Source organism: Nocardioidaceae bacterium SCSIO 66511, from assembly GCA_023100825.1.
GTDB lineage: Bacteria > Actinomycetota > Actinomycetes > Propionibacteriales > Nocardioidaceae > Solicola.
The window spans coordinates 1,737,145-1,753,871 of record CP095846.1; the positions used below are offsets into that span (position 1 = coordinate 1,737,145).

17 protein-coding genes are annotated in these 16,727 nt (G+C 67.8%); 12 read left to right on the plus strand and 5 right to left on the minus strand.

The genetic code is table 11. The features are described from left to right. The first annotated feature begins 52 nt into the window (after positions 1-52). The 4 genes from MU582_08155 to MU582_08170 all read left to right on the plus strand — a co-directional run bounded on the left by MU582_08155 (position 53) and on the right by MU582_08170 (position 4,334). A complete protein-coding gene (locus MU582_08155; protein ID UPK76594.1) occupies positions 53-895 on the plus strand; it encodes a GNAT family N-acetyltransferase in 843 nt (280 codons plus the stop codon). An 83-nt stretch (positions 896-978) separates the two neighbouring features. Beyond that, positions 979-2,154, plus strand: coding sequence for a CapA family protein (locus MU582_08160; GenBank protein ID UPK76595.1), 1,176 nt, complete (start codon positions 979-981; stop codon positions 2,152-2,154). Further along, entirely contained in the window at positions 2,151-2,531 is a 381-nt protein-coding gene (locus MU582_08165; GenBank protein UPK76596.1) for a hypothetical protein, read from the plus strand. The genes MU582_08160 and MU582_08165 overlap by 4 nt, the downstream gene beginning before the upstream one ends. Positions 2,532-2,576: 45 nt before the next feature. Then, positions 2,577-4,334, plus strand: a complete 1,758-nt coding sequence (locus MU582_08170) for a proline--tRNA ligase (protein ID UPK76597.1) — start codon at positions 2,577-2,579, stop codon at positions 4,332-4,334. Between the two features lie 60 nt (positions 4,335-4,394). On the opposite strand, the gene MU582_08175 is transcribed toward MU582_08170, so the two are convergent. Continuing rightward, a complete protein-coding gene (locus MU582_08175) occupies positions 4,395-4,631 on the minus strand; it encodes a hypothetical protein (GenBank protein UPK76598.1) in 237 nt (78 codons plus the stop codon). Further along, complete coding sequence (locus MU582_08180; GenBank protein ID UPK76599.1) at positions 4,628-4,981, minus strand: YciI family protein; 354 nt, start codon at positions 4,979-4,981, stop codon at positions 4,628-4,630. The genes MU582_08175 and MU582_08180 overlap by 4 nt, the downstream gene beginning before the upstream one ends. A gap of 128 nt (positions 4,982-5,109) precedes the next feature. Here MU582_08180 and MU582_08185 point away from each other — a divergent pair, with 128 nt between their 5' ends. From MU582_08185 to MU582_08195, 3 genes are all read left to right on the plus strand, one after another. Beyond that, positions 5,110-5,829, plus strand: coding sequence for an HAD family hydrolase (locus MU582_08185; protein ID UPK76600.1), 720 nt, complete (start codon positions 5,110-5,112; stop codon positions 5,827-5,829). 163 nt (positions 5,830-5,992) lie between these two features. Beyond that, the gene (locus MU582_08190; protein ID UPK76601.1) at positions 5,993-6,748 is read left to right on the plus strand and encodes a hypothetical protein; all 756 of its coding nucleotides are present in this window, start codon (positions 5,993-5,995) and stop codon (positions 6,746-6,748) included. Positions 6,749-6,769: 21 nt separating this feature from the next. Then, positions 6,770-7,717, plus strand: a complete 948-nt coding sequence (locus MU582_08195; protein ID UPK76602.1) for a hypothetical protein — start codon at positions 6,770-6,772, stop codon at positions 7,715-7,717. A gap of 114 nt (positions 7,718-7,831) precedes the next feature. Here the strand turns inward: MU582_08195 and MU582_08200 are convergent, their stop codons facing one another. Both MU582_08200 and MU582_08205 read right to left on the minus strand, forming a co-directional pair. After that, positions 7,832-8,260, minus strand: coding sequence for a ferritin-like domain-containing protein (locus MU582_08200; protein UPK76603.1), 429 nt, complete (start codon positions 8,258-8,260; stop codon positions 7,832-7,834). A 19-nt stretch (positions 8,261-8,279) separates the two neighbouring features. After that, the gene (locus tag MU582_08205) at positions 8,280-8,792 is read right to left on the minus strand and encodes a hypothetical protein (protein ID UPK76604.1); all 513 of its coding nucleotides are present in this window, start codon (positions 8,790-8,792) and stop codon (positions 8,280-8,282) included. A gap of 111 nt (positions 8,793-8,903) precedes the next feature. On the opposite strand from MU582_08205, the gene rimP reads away from it, so the two are divergent. The 3 genes from rimP (at position 8,904) to infB (ending at position 13,793) form a co-directional block, all read left to right on the plus strand. Beyond that, complete coding sequence (rimP, locus tag MU582_08210; GenBank protein ID UPK76605.1) at positions 8,904-9,380, plus strand: ribosome maturation factor RimP; 477 nt, start codon at positions 8,904-8,906, stop codon at positions 9,378-9,380. 4 nt (positions 9,381-9,384) lie between these two features. After that, positions 9,385-10,368 (plus strand): transcription termination factor NusA, encoded by a 984-nt coding sequence (nusA, locus tag MU582_08215; protein ID UPK76606.1) that lies wholly within the window; start codon positions 9,385-9,387, stop codon positions 10,366-10,368. 524 nt (positions 10,369-10,892) lie between these two features. After that, complete coding sequence (infB, locus tag MU582_08220; GenBank protein ID UPK76607.1) at positions 10,893-13,793, plus strand: translation initiation factor IF-2; 2,901 nt, start codon at positions 10,893-10,895, stop codon at positions 13,791-13,793. Positions 13,794-13,874: 81 nt separating this feature from the next. On the opposite strand, the gene MU582_08225 is transcribed toward infB, so the two are convergent. After that, a complete protein-coding gene (locus tag MU582_08225; protein ID UPK76608.1) occupies positions 13,875-15,155 on the minus strand; it encodes a calcium-binding protein in 1,281 nt (426 codons plus the stop codon). Between the two features lie 234 nt (positions 15,156-15,389). On the opposite strand from MU582_08225, the gene rbfA reads away from it, so the two are divergent. Both rbfA and truB read left to right on the plus strand, forming a co-directional pair. Next, positions 15,390-15,821: a 30S ribosome-binding factor RbfA gene (gene rbfA / locus MU582_08230; GenBank protein ID UPK76609.1), complete on the plus strand. Its 432-nt coding sequence runs from the start codon at positions 15,390-15,392 to the stop codon at positions 15,819-15,821. A gap of 19 nt (positions 15,822-15,840) precedes the next feature. After that, positions 15,841-16,710, plus strand: a complete 870-nt coding sequence (truB, locus tag MU582_08235; protein ID UPK76610.1) for a tRNA pseudouridine(55) synthase TruB — start codon at positions 15,841-15,843, stop codon at positions 16,708-16,710. Positions 16,711-16,727 lie beyond the last annotated feature (17 nt).

A 16,727-nucleotide genomic window follows, 5' to 3' on the forward strand; every position in this document is an offset into this window, starting at 1 on the left:
GGGGATAGGCTTCCCGGCACATACCAGACCTCACGGGCGCAGGAGGCACCGCATGCTCGGGACGGCCTCGGGGCTGCGCGTGCTCGGCCCCGACGATCTTCCGGCGCTTCGCGCGCTCGTGCACGAGGACCCGATCGTGAACGTGTTCGTCGAGCACCGGATCGAGGCGACCCAGCTGCAGCCGCGATGGCTCGGCGGCGAGATCTGGGGCTTCCAACGTCGGGGCGAGCTCGTATCGGCATGCCACGTCGCCGCGAACCTCGTGCCCGTGCAGGCGACCGACGAGGCGCTGGACGCGTTCGCTCGGCACGCCGAGGCGCTGGGGCGCACCTCCTCCTCGATCGTCGGGCTGCGCCACGACGTCGTCGAGCTGTGGCAGTCGCTGGAGGCGTCATGGGGGCCGGCTCGTTCGCTGCGCTTGAACCAGCCGTTCCTCGTCGCCGACCGCCCGGCCGAGGTGACGCCCGACCCGCGGGTACGCCGGGTGATGCTCGACGAACTCGACGTCCTTTATCCGGCGAGCGTCGCGATGTTCACCGAAGAAGTGGGGGAGTCGCCCGAGCTACACGGGCGACATTCGTACCGCGCTCGGGTCGCGCAGCTGATCAGCCGCGGCTGGGCGTTCGCGATCATCGAGGACGACCAGGTGTTGTTCAAGGCGGAGGTCGGCGCGGCCACGTCGTACGGATGCCAGGTGCAGGGTGTGTACGTACACCCTCGCGTTCGCGGCCAAGGGCTCGCGTCGCGAGCGATGGCCGGCGTCGTCCGGCTGGCCAGTCGCGATATCGCCCCCGTGGTGTCGCTGTATGTCAACGACCACAACGTCGCTGCCCGCAAGGCGTACGAACGGTCGGGGTTCACCCAGCACGAGACGTTCGCCTCGATCCTGTTCTGACCCACGCCGAGCCGGCGGGCCCCGTTCGATCGAGCCCCGGTGCCGGGGGAGCTGGACCATCGCTGGCGATACGCTGTGCGGTCATGTGCACAGCCCGGGGGATCAAAGCGAGTGCGGCGACGCTCATCGCATTCGCAGCGCTGACGACGGCAATGGCCGCGTGCTCGGGCCACGAGGCACCTGCGGAACCGTCGGCGAACGACAGCGACGAGCCGACCGAGGTCACGATCGCGATGTCCGGCGACGTACTGGTCCACAACACGGTCTGGGCATCGGCTGAGTCCGATGCGACGGCCGAGGGCAAGGACGGCTTCGACTTCGCGCCAATGTTCGCCTCCATGCGGCCGGTCATCGGCGGTGCAGATCTCGCGGTCTGTCATCTGGAGACCCCGCTGGCGTCGGCATCGGGGCCGTTCCAGAACTACCCGGTCTTCTCGGTGCCTCCGCAAGTTCTCGACGGCCTGAAGCAGACCGGGTACGACTTGTGCACGACCGCGTCCAACCACAGTGTCGACGTGGGTTTTGACGGCATTGTTCGTACGATCGACGCGTTCGAGAGTCGAGACCTACCGTTCTCGGGCACAGCCGCATCGCCTGCCCAGTCGAGGCGTACGCCGATCATCGATGTCGCGGGTGCGCGGGTAGCGGTGCTCAGCTACACGTTCGGTACGAACGGCATGCCGGTGGAGAAGCCGTGGTCGCTCAACCTGACCGACTCCGACGAGGTGATTGCCGATGCGGAGCAGGCCAAGGCCGACGGCGCCGACCTCGTGCTCGTCGCGCTGCACGACGGCGCGGAGTACGTCTCCGACCCGACCGAGCAGCAGCGTGAGCTCGTCGACGAGATCACTCAGTCGCCCGCCATCGACCTCGTCTACGGCCATCACGCCCACGTCTCACAGCCGTTCGATGTCGTCAACGGGACCTGGGTGGCGTACGGCCTGGGCAACTTCATCGCGCAGCAGGAGCTGACCCGCCCCGAGACCTACCGCGGGACCACGGCCGTGTTCACGTTCGCCGACGACGACGGCTGGAAGGTGACCGAGGCGAGGTTCGTGCCGACCCAGATCACGATGCCAGGTGAGTCCGCATCGGCGATGCGCGTACTCGACGCGGAGGCGGCGCTGTCGGACCCCGACACCGCGGAATCGTTGAAGCCCAAGCTACGCGAGACGATCGCCGCAGTCCGCCGCGTCACGTTCGACCTCGGAGCGCGTCGCGACGGCTTGCGGATGCTGGCACAAGGAGGACAAGGATGAACCAACGACCATCTCCTGACGTAGCGGCCTTGGCCGTGCTGCTCGCAGGATCCGGGGTGATCCATTTCGTACGCCCCGAGCCGTTCGAGCGGATCGTGCCGAAAGCGCTCCCGTACAAACGCGAGCTCGTCTATCTGTCCGGCGCGGCCGAGCTCGCCTGCTCGGCCGCGCTCGCAGGCACTCGTACGCGCCGCAGCGGCGGTTGGGCGACGGCCGCATTGATGGTCGCGGTCTTCCCGGCCAACATACAGATGTGTGTTTCCGCGATGCGGAGTCGGAAGTCACCCTGGTGGTTCAAGGCCGCGACCGTTGCGCGGCTGCCGCTCCAGGTGCCGCTGGTCAAAACTGCGATGAAGGCGGCCCGCACCGCGCGATAGGCTCGCACCGGTCAGTCTTCGAACACCATCAACCAGGAGTCATCAGTGGTCACTCGCATGTCGAGCCTGTTCGTACGCACACTGCGCGACGATCCGGCGGACGCCGAGGTGCCGAGCCACAAGCTGCTCGTACGCGCCGGCTACGTCCGCCGCGCCGCGCCGGGCATCTACTCCTGGCTGCCGCTCGGCTACACCGTGCTGCGCAACGTCGAGCGCATCGTGCGCGATGAGATGAACGCGATCGGCGCGCAGGAGGTGCACTTTCCTGCGCTGCTGCCCAAGGAGCCGTACGAAGCCTCGAACCGCTGGACCGAGTACGGCGACAACATCTTCCGACTGCAGGATCGTAAGGGCGCCGACTATCTGCTCGCACCGACGCATGAGGAGATGTTCACGCTCTTGGTGAAGGACCTCTACTCGTCGTACAAGGATCTTCCGCTCGCGCTCTACCAGATCCAGACGAAGTACCGCGACGAGCCGCGTCCGCGCGCCGGGATTTTGCGCGGTCGTGAGTTTGTGATGAAGGACTCCTACTCCTTCGACGTCTCCGACGACGACTTCTTGAAGTCGTACCAGGCCCACCGCGATGCGTACATCAAGATCTTCGACCGGCTGGGTCTCGACTATGTGATCGTCGCGGCGCTGTCGGGCGCCATGGGCGGGTCGGCGAGCGAGGAGTTCCTGGCGCGTGCCGAGAATGGCGAAGACACCTACGTGCACTGCACCAACTGCGACTACGCGGCGAACGTCGAGGCGGTACGCGTACCCGTGCCCGATCCGGTCGACTACGCCGATGCGCCCGCAGCACATGCCGAGAACACCCCTGACACACCGACGATCGAGACGCTTGTCGACCATCTCAACGAGCGGTTTCCGCGCGACGACCGCTCCTGGCACGCCGGCGACACGCTGAAGAACGTGCTCGTGATCATCGCCCACCCCGACGGGAGCCGCGAGCCGCTGGCGATCGGCGTACCGGGCGACCGCGAGGTCGATCTCAAACGTCTCGGGGGAGTGCTCGAGCCCGATGAGGTCGAGGCGTTCACCGAATCCGACTTCGAGGCCAACCCGAGCCTCGCCAAGGGCTACATCGGTCCGGGGGTACTCGGTTCGGAGAACACGAGCGGCATTCGCTACCTCCTCGACCCGCGAGTCGTCGAGGGCACCCGCTGGGTCACCGGGGCGGACCAGCCCGGCAGTCACGTCATCGACCTCGTCGCCGGGCGCGACTTCACGGCCGACGGCACCATCGAGGCGGCCGAGGTACGCGCGGGCGACTCGTGCCCGAACTGCGGGTCGACGCTCGACACCGCGCGTGGCATCGAGATGGGCCATATCTTCCAGCTCGGTCGTCGTTACGCGGATGCGCTCGGGCTGCAGGTGCTGGATGAGAACGGCAAGCTGGTCACGGTGACCATGGGCTCGTACGGCGTCGGTGTATCCCGTGCCGTCGCCGCCGTGGTCGAGAACTCCCATGACGACAGCGGCATCATCTGGCCCCGCGAGATCGCACCCGCGCACGTGCACCTGGTGGCGACCGGTAAGGACGAAGCGGTGTTCTCTGCGGCGGACAAGCTCGCCACGGATCTCGAAGCCGCGGGCACGACGGTGCTGTACGACGACCGGCGCAAGGTCTCGCCGGGCGTGAAGTTCAAGGATGCCGAGCTGATCGGGGTCCCGACGATCGTCGTGGTCGGCCGCGGTTTGGCCGACGGCGTCGTCGAGGTCAAGGACCGGCGTACGGACGAGCGCGTGAACGTACCGCTCGCGGACGCCGTCGCCCACCTCTCCGGTCCCGGCTGATCCTCTCCCCGCTGAGCGTGACGTTCGAGTGGCGACACGCCCGTGTGTCGCGCTCGAGCGTCACGCCCAGCGGGCGGCGGCGATGCGTGCGCGAAGAAACCCGGCCTGCTCATCGTCCACTGCGTTGGCGAGAGCTCGCTCGTACGCCGTCACCGCCTCCGCCGGCCGGCCGAGGTCGGTGAGCATGGCGCCGCGGGCCGCCTCGAGGTAGAGGTCGCCCGCGGTACGTACGATCGCGGCGACCACCCGCCCCCACTGCTCGCGATGGAGGCGGGCGATCGACTCGGAGACGGTCACTCCTCGGACATGTCCCACACGGGTCGGATCTCGATCACCGGCTCGGGACCGACCTTGGCGAGCGCGATCGCCTGGTCGAGGTCCTCGGCCTCGATGATGTAGAAGCCGCCGAGCGCCTCTTTGATCTCCAGGAACGGGCCGTCGGTGACGATCGGATCGCTTCCGGTACGTACGGTCGTCGCGGTCTTCGTCGAACGCAGGGCCTCACCGCCGACGATCTTCGCGCCAGCCGCCTGAACCGCCTTCGAGAACTCGTCGTGCAGGCGCATTCCCTCGGCGTACTCCTCCTCGGTCGCGTTCACCCACGGGTCCTCGTCGCCGAACAACACGAACATGTACTTCTGTGCCATTGATCCTCCCGGTTGCAACGGCCCGCCGAGTGCGAGCCTTTCCATCATGACGTCCGGAGGTGACGAGAATCGACATCGTGGCGAAACCCGTTCGCGAACTGTCGGCGCCGTACGCGACACTGCCTCGCATGGAAATCGACGCGGTGATCTTCGACTGGGGCGGCACCCTCACACCGTGGGCGACGATCGACTACAGCGATGAGTGGCGGTCTGTGGCCGAGGCGGCCGTCGCGCCGGCCGACGTCGATGCGGTGACCGCCGCCCTGTTGGGCGCCGCTGAGCACGTGTGGGCACGGGCGCGTGACGACCACCGCAGCGCGACCTTCGATGAGATCTGCTCACTTGCCGGGGTCGAGCCGAGTGCCGAGGCGGTCGCCGCCTACCGCGCGTTCTGGGAGCCGTCGACCGTGACCGATCCGGCGGCGCGCGAGTTGTTCGACGGCCTTCGTGCGCGCGGTATCAAGGTCGGCGTGCTGTCCAACACCGTGTGGCCGCGGGCATGGCACGAGGAGATCTTCGTACGCGATGGGGTGCACGACCTGATTGACGGCGACGTGTACACCTGTGAGCTCGCCTGGACGAAGCCGGACCCGCGTGCGTTCGAGGCCGCGATGTCCGCGGTCGGTGCGCAGAGCGCGCGGTCGTGCGTGTTCGTCGGAGACCGCCTCTTCGACGACATCTGGGGCGCAGCGTCGGCGGGCATGCGCACCATCCATGTGCCGCACAGCGACATCCCGACCGATCAACTCGGTCACTCGGTCGGGGAACCCGACGCCGTCGTGCAGCGTCTGTCGGAGGTAGCGCGGGTGGTCGACGACTGGACGGGCCGCGCTGAGACCAGTTGGTGACACGGTCGCCCGCTGCACCATCGCACCCTTAGACTCTGGTGCGCCTCGAGACGACTCGCGGCGACGCCGACGGAGGACCTACGGGGCGGCGAGCGCGCGGCGAGCAGCGGAGACCCGACGGTCTGGGTGCCAATAGCAGTGATGAGTGCGAAGGAACGCAGGGATGAGCAACCAACAACCACCGCCGGGCAACGGCGGCGGTAACGATCCGTACGGCCAGCAGTGGCCGCCGTACGGTCAGCAGCCGCCTCAGCAAGGTGGAGCGCCGCAGGGCCAATCGCCCTATGGTCAGCCACCCCAGCAGGGACAGTACGGTCAGCAGCCGTACGGCCAGCCTTCGCAGCAGGGACAGCACTACCAGCAGCCGCAGTACGGGCAGCAGTACCAGCAGCCGCAGCAGGGCTCGCCGCAGTGGATGCAGCAGCCCGGTCAGTACGAGTCGATGGGTACCTCCGGCGAGTCCGGAGGCAACGGCAACAAGCTGCCGCTGTTGCTCGGCGGCGCAGGCCTGTTCGTAATCGCGCTGATCGTGGCTGCAGTGTTCGTCCTTCGCGGTGGTGACGGCGGTGCGGGCTCGAGTGCCGACGAGGCGCTCGACACCTTCGTGTCGGCCTTCAACGACGCCGACTGTGATGCGGTCAAGGACGTCACCACTGCGTCCTTCCACGAGGAGATGGACATCGACACGTGCACCGACGACGAGTTCTCCGAGGGCGTCGGCTCGGCCGGCGACTTCGAGTTCGAGGCGGGTGACGTCGAGGAGAGCGGCGACTCCGCGAAGGGCACGATTGAGATCTCCGGCGACGCGAAGGGCATGGCCGGTGCTTCGTTCAACGTCGAACTCACGAAGGACGGAGATGGCTGGCTGGTCGACTCCTTCGAGGTCGACGCGTCCGAAATCGACCCTGACGACTTCTGATTCACATCGAGGACTGAACACATGAGCAACGAGCAACCACCACCCGGTTACGGCAATGACCCGTACGGTCAGCAACCGCCGCAGTACGGCCAGCAGCCGTATGGTCAGCAGCCGCAACAGGGGCAGTACGGGCAGCAGCCGCAATACGGACAGGGCCAGTATGGGCAGGATCAGTACGGCGGTCAGCAGCAGTACGGCCAGCAGCAGTACGGCCAGCAGCCCTACGGTCAGCAGCCGCAGTACGGCCAGGATCAGTACGGCGGTCAGCAGCAGTACGGGCAGCAGCAGTACGGCGGGCAACCCGGGCAGCAGTACGGCGGCCAGCAGCCCTACGGCGGGCAGCCGCCGGGCCAGTACCAGCAGCCCGGCCCGGGTCACAGCGGTGGTGGCGGCGGAAAGCTGCCGCTCATCATCGGCGGCGTCGTACTCGCGGTGATCGTGCTCGCGGTCGGCGGGTTCTTCCTGCTCAACGGCGACGATGACGGCGATGGAGACAGCGGCAACAGTAACACCGCGAGCTCGTCGAAGAAGGACTCCGACGAGGATGAGTCGAATAGCGATTCCGATGAGGACGATTCGACCAGCGAGGCCTCCGGCAGCCCCGAGGACACCATGAACGGCCTGGTATCGGCGATCGAGAATCAGGACTGCGACGCCCTGATGGGCCTTGTGTCGTCCAACTTCCAGAGCACCTACGGCACCGAATGCGATGCCAGCGCGATGTCCGGTGTGATGGAGGGCAACGAGATGTTCGACAGCTTGTCGATGAGCGTCGGTGAGGTCCAGGAGAACGGCGACACCGCCACCGGAGAGCTGGAGATGACGGTCGAGATGTCCGGCGCCGAGTCGAGCATTCCGATCCCGATCGACCTGGTCCAAGAAGACGGCGAATGGAAGATCGACGCTTTCCAGGCTCCGGACACCTCCGATATGGAGATGCCCGATCTGGAGGACTACGAGACCCCGTAGCTCCCCATCGACACCGAGTTAGGTGCGTAGTCGTTGATCCGGACGGCGTACACCAACGACTACGCGCCGAACTCTCCCGACGGGGCAAGCCCTGAGTGAGGGAACGCTCCGCAGTCAGGGCCGCTGCACGCCGGGAAGAGCCACCGGCGGCGCTCCCCACTCCAGACCGGCGACGGCCGATGCCTGCAGTGCGTCGATCGCGAAGGTCCTCGGGCCTCCGGTCGCCGTCGCGACGACGCCGGCGTAGAGCACCGAGCAGCGGTCCTCGATCTGTTGGCCCAGCCGTTGTGCGTCGGCATCGGAAGTGACATCGACCGGCAGATCGTACGCCGCTTGTGCGCCGACCGGATCGGCGCCGGCATCGGCGATGAGCCGGGTCAGCTCCTCGCGGCGGTCTCGATGGTCGCCATGCTGGCGGGCGGCGAGCTCCTGGTAGCGCGTGCCGTAGTCGAGGCGACCGCCGATCACACCGTACGCGTAGACGGCCGCGTGTTCGCCGGCGAGCGCGTCCTGCAATGCGTCCACGACTGCGTCCCCGCTCATGTCCGTACCTCCACGTCGATCATTGCTCGCCGATCGCCTGGTCGAGCAGGTACACATGCTGGGACTGTGATGCCGCGATCGCGGCGAGAACCCGGGCGAACTCCCCCGAGCGCGCCCGCCTCGCGTCGGAGGTTCGATGCTCGGCGGCGGTCTCCTCGAACCGGCGCAGCATCCGCAATGCCTTACCCGGCGCCTGCGGTACGTCGACCTGTGCCCGGCGCTTCGACACCTCGCCGCCGAGGATCTCCACATGCGTACGGTGATGTTCGACGACCGGGCTCAGGGTCTGGCGTAGCGACCGATGCGCCGCGCGTACGGCGAGCGCGCGGGCGAGTATCCGCTCCTGATCGGCCAGCGCCGAGGCGATCAGCCGGTCGTCGGCCGATTCGGACTGATCGGGGGAGGACGGCTCGGAATCGTCACCGAGTACGTCATCGATGGCGCCACATCCGCCGACCAACGTCGCTGCCGCCAGACCTCCGACCGCGAGGAAGGCGCGGCGGTCGAACGTACGCGGAACCCGTGCTTTCACCGCACAGACGGTACCCGACCCAGTTGCTACTCCAAGTCGGGATCCACCCTGCTGGTCGAGCGTGTATAGGGTGAGATCGCAGCGACAAATGAACAGACTAGGAGGCACATCGTGAGCAAGGCTCCCGTCCCCGAAGCCCTCGAACAGGCACTCGCGACGCGTACCTCCGAGCTGGGGCTCGACCTGGAGGCCGTCGAGCTGACACCGGCGGGTCGCCGACGTGTACTCCGCGTCGCGGTCGACCAGGACGGCGGCGTGACGCTCGACGACATCGCCGACGCCACCAAGGAGATCTCGGCGTTGCTGGATGCCAGCGATCTGATGGGCGAGCAGGCGTACACGCTCGAGGTGACCTCGCGCGGCACGGACCGGCCGCTGACCCTTCCGCGACACTGGCGGCGCAACGTCGACCGGCTCGTGCGGGTCACGTTCGACGACGAGGAGGCGGTCGAGGGCCGCATCGTCGAGGCCGACGACGCACCCGACGGCGGCGCGCGGGTGAAGACGGCCGCGGGCCTGCGATCTCTGGCCTACGATTCGGTCAAGAAGGCTCGGGTCGTCGTCGAGCTGAACCGAAAGGAAGGCTGACGTCGTGGACATCGACATGGCGGCGCTGCGCGCCCTCGAACGCGAGAAGGAGCTCTCGCTCGACGTCGTCGTCGGAGCGATCGAGCAGGCGCTGCTGGTCGCGTACCACCGCGAGGACGGCTCCAACCCGCATGCCCGAGTCGTGCTCGACCGAAAGAGCGGGCACGTCACGGTCCTGGCGGAGGAGCGCGGCCCGGACGGCACGGCGATCACCGAGTACGACGACACTCCGAGCGACTTCGGCCGCATTGCGGCGACGACTGCACGGCAGGTCATCCTGCAGCGGTTGCGCGATGCCGAGGACGACCAGCGCTACGGCGAGTTCTCCGAACGCGAGGGCGATCTGGTCTCCGGCGTGATCCAGCAGGGCCGCAACCCCGACGACGTGCTCGTCGACCTCGGCTCGCTCGAGGCGCTGATGCCCGAGGCCGAGCGGGTGCCGGGGGAGCGCTACGAGCACGGGTCGCGCATCAAATGCATCGTGATCAGCGTCCGCAAGGGCGTACGCGGGCCACAGGTACAGGTCTCGCGTACGCATCCGAACCTGGTCAAGAAGCTGTTCGCGCTGGAGGCGCCCGAGATCGCCGATGGCACGGTCGAGATCAGTGCGATCGCGCGGGAGGCGGGCCACCGTACGAAGCTCGCCGTGCGCGCGACGGCCGACGGCGTCAACGCCAAGGGCGCCTGCATCGGCCCGATGGGCCAGCGAGTACGCAACGTGATGAGCGAGCTGCACGGTGAGAAGATCGACATCGTCGATTTCGCCGACGACCCCGAGACGTTCATCGCGCAGGCGCTGTCGCCGGCGCAGGTCAAGAGTGTGACCGTCGTCGACCCCGCGGCGAAGGCTGCCCGGGTCGTCGTACCCGACTTCCAGCTTTCGCTCGCCATCGGCAAGGAGGGCCAGAATGCCCGGCTCGCCGCCCGACTGACCGGCTGGCGCATCGACATCCACTCCGATACGGAGGGAAATGCGCCGAGTGCCTGACGCGGTGTGCTCGCCGGGCGTGCGGAGCCGATGCGACTTCACGGGAGCGACCCGCTAGACTTGTCGGCGGTGCGTACCCCTCGATCTCGGATACCCGGTGGCTCGTCGCGCTCGCAACCCGTGCGTACGTGTGTCGGCTGCCGGAAACGAGAGGCCCGCACCGACCTGGTCAGGATCGTTGCGACCGGAGGCGAGGAGAAGTACTACCTCGCACCCGATCTCGATGGTTCGGCCAAAGGTCGTGGGGCGCACCTGCATCCCACGATCGAGTGTTTCGAGCAGGCGATGCGTCGCCGTGCATTCGGCCGCGCGCTGCGGATCGCGGCGCCGGTCGACGCGAGCGCGGTGCAGCGTTACCTCGAGACCGCACACCAAGACAGTTCAGTTCAGAAATCGCAACCACCTAACGGAAAGCGGAGCAACAGCTCATGAGCCCTCGATGAGTTCCTCGAAATGAGCGTGCACGTCTACTAGCGGTGCGAGACTCCTTCGCGATGTCTCGGACCGCACCAAGAAGGAGAGCAGTGGCTAAGGTCCGAGTCTACGAACTCGCCAAGGAGTTCGGAGTCGAAAGCAAAGTCGTCCTGTCGACGCTGAGTGACATGGGCGAGTTCGTACGTTCTGCGTCGTCGACGGTCGAAGCACCGGTCGTACGTCGCCTCAGCGAGCAGTACGGCGACAAGCTGCGCGAGCAAGGCGCCGCGAAGGCCGCGAAGAAGAGCGCGTCGAAGAAGCCGGCCAAGAAGGCGGAGAAGCCCGCAGAGACTTCTGAGTCTGCGGAGTCCTCGCAGGCCGCGCCTTCCGCGGAGGAGTCGGCCGCGCCGAAGGTCGAGGCCGAGGCGCCGGCGACCGCCGCGGAGACCGCGACGGAGGCGCCGACCCCCGCCAAGAAGCGCGCCGTACCCAGCCCCGGCCCGGTTCGCAAGAAGGCGGCGCCGGAGCCCGAGCCCGAGCAGCCGGCCGCGGAGGAGACCGCACCGGCCCCGGAGCCGAAGGCGGACGAGCCCCCGGCACCCGAGGCGCCCAAGCCCGACGCACGTCCGGGTGGCGCACCGCGTCCGGGTCCGCGTCCCGGCCCGAGCGGGCGCAGTGGGAGCGGCGGGAGCGGCGGTTCCGTACGCCCCGGCAACAACCCGTTCTCGTCGACGCACGGCATGCAGCGTCCCGGTCGGCCGTCACCCGGCAACATGCCCCCGCGGCCGCCGGCCTCGCGAGATGGCGGCGGCAGCGGCGGACGAACCGAGCGCGGTGAGCGCAGCGGCGGTCGCGGCGGCGATCGGCCGAGCGGGATGCCGCGTCCGAACCCCGCGATGATGCCCAAGCAGTCATCGAAGTCGCTCGGCAGCCCCGGCGGCGGTCGCGGTCGCGGTGGCCCCGGTGGGGGGCGCGGTCGCGGTGGCCCCGGTGGCGGCGGTGCACCCGGCGGCGGCGGTCGTCCCGGCGCACCTGCAGGTGGGCGTCCGGGCTTCGGCGGTCGCGGTCGTGGCGGTCGCGGTGGTACGCAGGGTGCGTTCGGTCGTCCCGGCGGCCCGACCCGGCGCGGACGCAAGAGCAAGCGCGCGAAGCGTCAAGAGTTCGACAACATGCAGGCACCCTCGGTCGGAGGTGTGCGCGTACGCAAGGGCGACGGTGAGACGATCCGGCTCGCCCGGGGCGCCTCGCTGACCGACTTCGCCGATAAGGCCGGAGTCGACGCCGCATCGCTGGTCCAGGTGCTGTTCGGCCTGGGCGAGATGGTGACTGCAACCCAGTCCGTCAACGACGAGACGCTGCAGCTGTTGGGCGAGGAGCTCAACTACGACGTGCAGGTCGTCTCGCCGGAGGACGAAGACCGCGAGCTGCTCGAGTCGTTCGACCTCGAGTTCGGCGAAGACACCGGAAGCGACGACGACATGGCACCGCGTCCGCCGGTCGTGACCGTCATGGGTCACGTCGATCACGGTAAGACCAAGCTCCTCGACGCGCTTCGCAACGCCGACGTCGTCGACAAGGAGGCCGGTGGCATCACCCAGCACATCGGCGCGTACCAGGTCGCGACCGAGGTCGACGAGAACGAACGACGGATCAGCTTCATCGATACGCCGGGTCACGAGGCGTTCACGGCGATGCGTGCTCGTGGTGCGCAGGCCACCGATATCGCGGTCCTGGTCGTTGCGGCCGATGACGGCGTCATGCCGCAGACGGTCGAGGCGCTCAACCACGCCAAGGCGGCCGATGTGCCGATCGTCGTCGCGGTCAACAAGATCGACAAGCCGGAAGCCGACCCGAGCAAGGTCCGCGGCCAGCTCACCGAGTACGGCCTCGTACCCGAGGAGTACGGCGGCGACACCATGTTCGTCGACGTGTCGGCCAAGGGCGGGCTCGGTCTCGACGATCTGCTCGAGTCGATCGTGCTCACCGCCGATGCTGCGCTCGATCTGCGGGCGAACCCCGATCAGAAGGCCGAGGGCACGACGATCGAGGGTCACCTCGACCGCGGCCGCGGCCCGGTGGCAACGGTGCTCGTCCAGCGCGGCACGCTGCGCGTCGGTGACTCCGTTGTCGTCGGCCCGGCGTACGGCCGGGTGCGCGCGATGCTCGATGAGCACGGCGAGAACGTCGAAGAGGCGACGCCGTCGCGTCCGGTCCTCGTCCTGGGCCTGACGGCAGTGCCGGGCGCGGGCGACAACTTCATGGTCGTCGCCGATGACCGGATCGCTCGCCAGATCGCCGAGAAGCGTGAAGCGCGTGAGCGCAACGCGATGCTCGCGCAGCGCACCGGCCGTCGTACGCTCGAGGACTTCATGTCCAGCATGGAGAAGGGCGTATCCGACGAACTGCTGCTCATCCTCAAGGGTGACGGCTCGGGTTCGGTCGAGGCGCTCGAGGAAGCCCTGAGCAAGATCGACGTCGGCGACGACGTACGGCTGCGGGTCATCGACCGCGGTGTCGGTGCGATCACCGAGACCAACGTCATGCTGGCCGCCGCATCCGATGCGATCATCATCGGCTTCAACGTGCGTCCGCAGGGCAAGGCGACCGAGGTCGCAGACCGCGAGGGTGTCGAGATCCGCTACTACTCGGTGATTTACCAGGCCACCGATGAGATCGAGGCGGCGCTCAAGGGCATGCTCAAGCCGGAGTACGAGGAGGCCGCGCTCGGCCAGGCGGAGATCCGCGAGATCTTCCGTTCCTCGAAGATCGGCAACATCGCGGGCTGCATGGTCACCGACGGCGTCATCCGGCGCAACGCCAAGGCTCGACTGCTCCGCGACGGCGCGGTCGTCAAGGACAACGTCGAGCTGTCCAGTCTGAAGCGGTTCAAGGACGACGCATCCGAGGTCCGCGAGGGCTTCGAATGCGGTCTGACCTTGCGCGGTTTCAACGACATCAAGGTCGGCGACATCGTCGAGAGCTTCGAGATGCGGGAGATCCCGCGGAGCTGACCCTCACCGGGGCTCCCGCCCCGTGAGCCCGACGTACGGGTGCGACATGCTTGGCGTGTCGCACCCGAACGTCGTTCTCGGCTAGTTCTCGCAGGCGGTCACCGTCTCGAATCTCTTGCACGTGTCGGTACCCGCGCCCCCGTTTCCGCGGTCTCGCCCGGGTCCGCCGTCGAGTGAGTCGTTGCCGCCCAGGCCCTTGACCAGATCGCGGCCATCGCCGCCCCTGATCCTGTTCGAGCCGTCGTCTCCGATGAGCGTGTCCCGGTGTGACGACCCGCGGATGTTCTCGATTCCGGTCAATCGGTGGCGTCCGTATTCACCGGCGTCCGCGCGGCCGCGGTTCAGGTTCACCTTGACCGGATGGTCGAGAACGCTCGGGTACGGCCGCCCGTACGAAACCGTATCTGATCCGGGTCCGCCGAGCAGGGCGTCGTTCCCGGGCCCACCGAACAGGGTGTCGGCGCCTCGTCCGCCGACGATTCGCGCGTCTCCCTTGCCGTTGCGCAATATGTCGGCGCCGGGCCCTCCACGCAGGAGGTCGTCCGAGGTCTCATGTGCCCAGCCGATCACGTCGTCTCCTCGGCGGCCGACGACTACGTCCTTACCGGAGTCGCCGAACAGGTAGTCGTTTCCAGCACTTCCGACGAGTCGATCTCGGCCTCGCCCGCCCCAGAGATAGCAGGTCCAGGGCTTCTCGGCCGTTCCCTCGGTGCGATTCTTCGGGCCCGATTTGATCCGCAGGGTGTCGTTGCCTGCAGCGCCGACTCCGGAGGCGTGGTCTCCTCCGACGGTGATCGTGTCGTCGTACCGGCTACCGATCGCGACCTTGATACCGCGCAGTCGGTCCTGGCCCTGGCCCGAAGCGGTGCCGCGTGGCAGGTTCACTCGTACCGAGCGCTTGGAGCCGTGGTACGTCACTCGATCGGCGCCCCACTTGCCGCCACCGACCATGACGTCATTTCCTGGCCCGCCGGAAAGTCGATCGCCGGTGAACCAGTCCCCGTAGTCCTCCCCGAATCCGTCCTGCTGGCCGTACAGCCGGTCGTTGCCCCGGCCGCCGATCAGGGTGTCGGCACCCCGGTCACCGCAGATGATGTCGTTGCCGCCGAGACCGCGGATCTTGTCGTTACCCCCGAAGCCGGCGATCACGTCGCGGCCCTTCGTACCACGGAGGTTGTCTGCCTTCTTGGTGCCGAAGATCGTCGGCTGCTTGCCGTGGCAGCGGTATTGCGAGTGCTCCGAACCGGACGGCTCGCCTACTGCCGCCGACCTCGCCGAACCGAGTGCGGTGACGAGTCCGATGAGTGCGAGCAGTACGACGACGCCGCGGATTCGCGGCCGAGCCTGCAGGTTGTCGAGCATGTGGTCATTCCCCCTTCCACCGCCCGGAAGCGGCGGTCGCCGGACGTTGCATCGCGACGGCGCCCGGGCCCGTCGTGGCCCGACGCTATCGATGAGTGGAATCTCGCGCAGCGTTTTCCTACGATCGCTGACGGTAACGGCTGCGCTGGTCCGGCACGGTCGGGCAACGATGGCTCGGCCTACTAGACTGGCGGGTGGTTTCACTTTCGACTCACCCACCAATGAGGACGCACCATGAGTTCGCCGCGCGTACGCAAGATCGCCGACCGCATCAAGGTCGTCGTCGCCGAGATGCTCGAGCGCCGAATCAAGGATCCACGCCTGGGTTTCGCGACGGTGACCGACGTACGCGTGACCGGTGACGCCCAGCATGCGACTGTCTTCTACTCCGTCCTCGGCGGCGCCGAAGAGATCGACGGTACGGCCGCCGCGCTCGCCAGTGCGACCGGTCTGATCCGTTCCGAGGTCGGTAAGCAGCTCGGCATCCGGCACACGCCGTCGATCGAGTTCATCCTCGACGGTGTGCCCGAGAACGCCCGACAGATCGAAGATCTGCTCACCAAGGCCAAGCAGTCCGACGCCGAGGTTGCGCGCAAGGCAGCGTCCGCGTCGTACGCAGGCGAGGCGGACCCGTACAAGAAGCGCGACGACGAGCTCGACGTCTGAGCCCGCAGGAGAAGCTCAGATGGCCGATGGGCTCGTGATCGTCGACAAGCCTGCGGGCTGGACCTCACATGACGTCGTCGCGCGGGTACGCCGCCTCGCCGGCACCCGCAAGGTGGGGCATGCCGGCACCCTCGACCCGATGGCGACCGGCGTGCTGGTCCTCGGCGTCAATCGGGCGACCCGTCTGCTCGGTCACCTGATGCTGACGCGCAAGGAGTACGCCGCGACCGCACGGCTCGGCGCGACGACGAACACCGACGACGCCGAAGGCGAGCTCGAGCAGGAGACGGACGCAGCCGGCATCGAAGTCGCCGATGTCGAGCTGGCACTCGCGCCCCTACGCGGCGCGATCGAGCAGGTGCCGTCGACAGTGTCGGCGATCAAGGTCGACGGTAAGCGGGCGTACGCACGCGCTCGCGCCGGCGAAGAGGTCGCGCTGGCGTCGCGCACCGTGCACGTCGACCGCCTTGAGATCGTCGACTCCCGCCGAACCCCGCCGTACCTCGACGTCGATCTCGAGGTCAGCTGCTCGAGCGGTACGTACGTCCGTGCGCTCGCCCGAGACCTGGGAGCAGCACTTGGCGTCGGCGGCCATCTGACGGCGCTGCGGCGCACCCGCGTCGGCCCATTCGGACTCGACGACGCACGCACCCTCGACGCCCTTGCCGACGACTTCGCGGTGCTCGACATAGGCGCCGCAGCTCGGGCGGCCTTCGAGTCGGTGACCCTCGATGATGAGGTCGCGCGCATGGTGCGCCACGGGCGTCCGCTGCCCGATCTGGTGCTCGGCGGCGGCGCGCCGGTAGCGATGTTCGCACCCGACGATACGTTCCTCGCGTTGTACGAACAAAGAGGCGAGACTGCCCGACCGGTTGCCGTGTTCGTCTGACCAGCATTGACGCGATT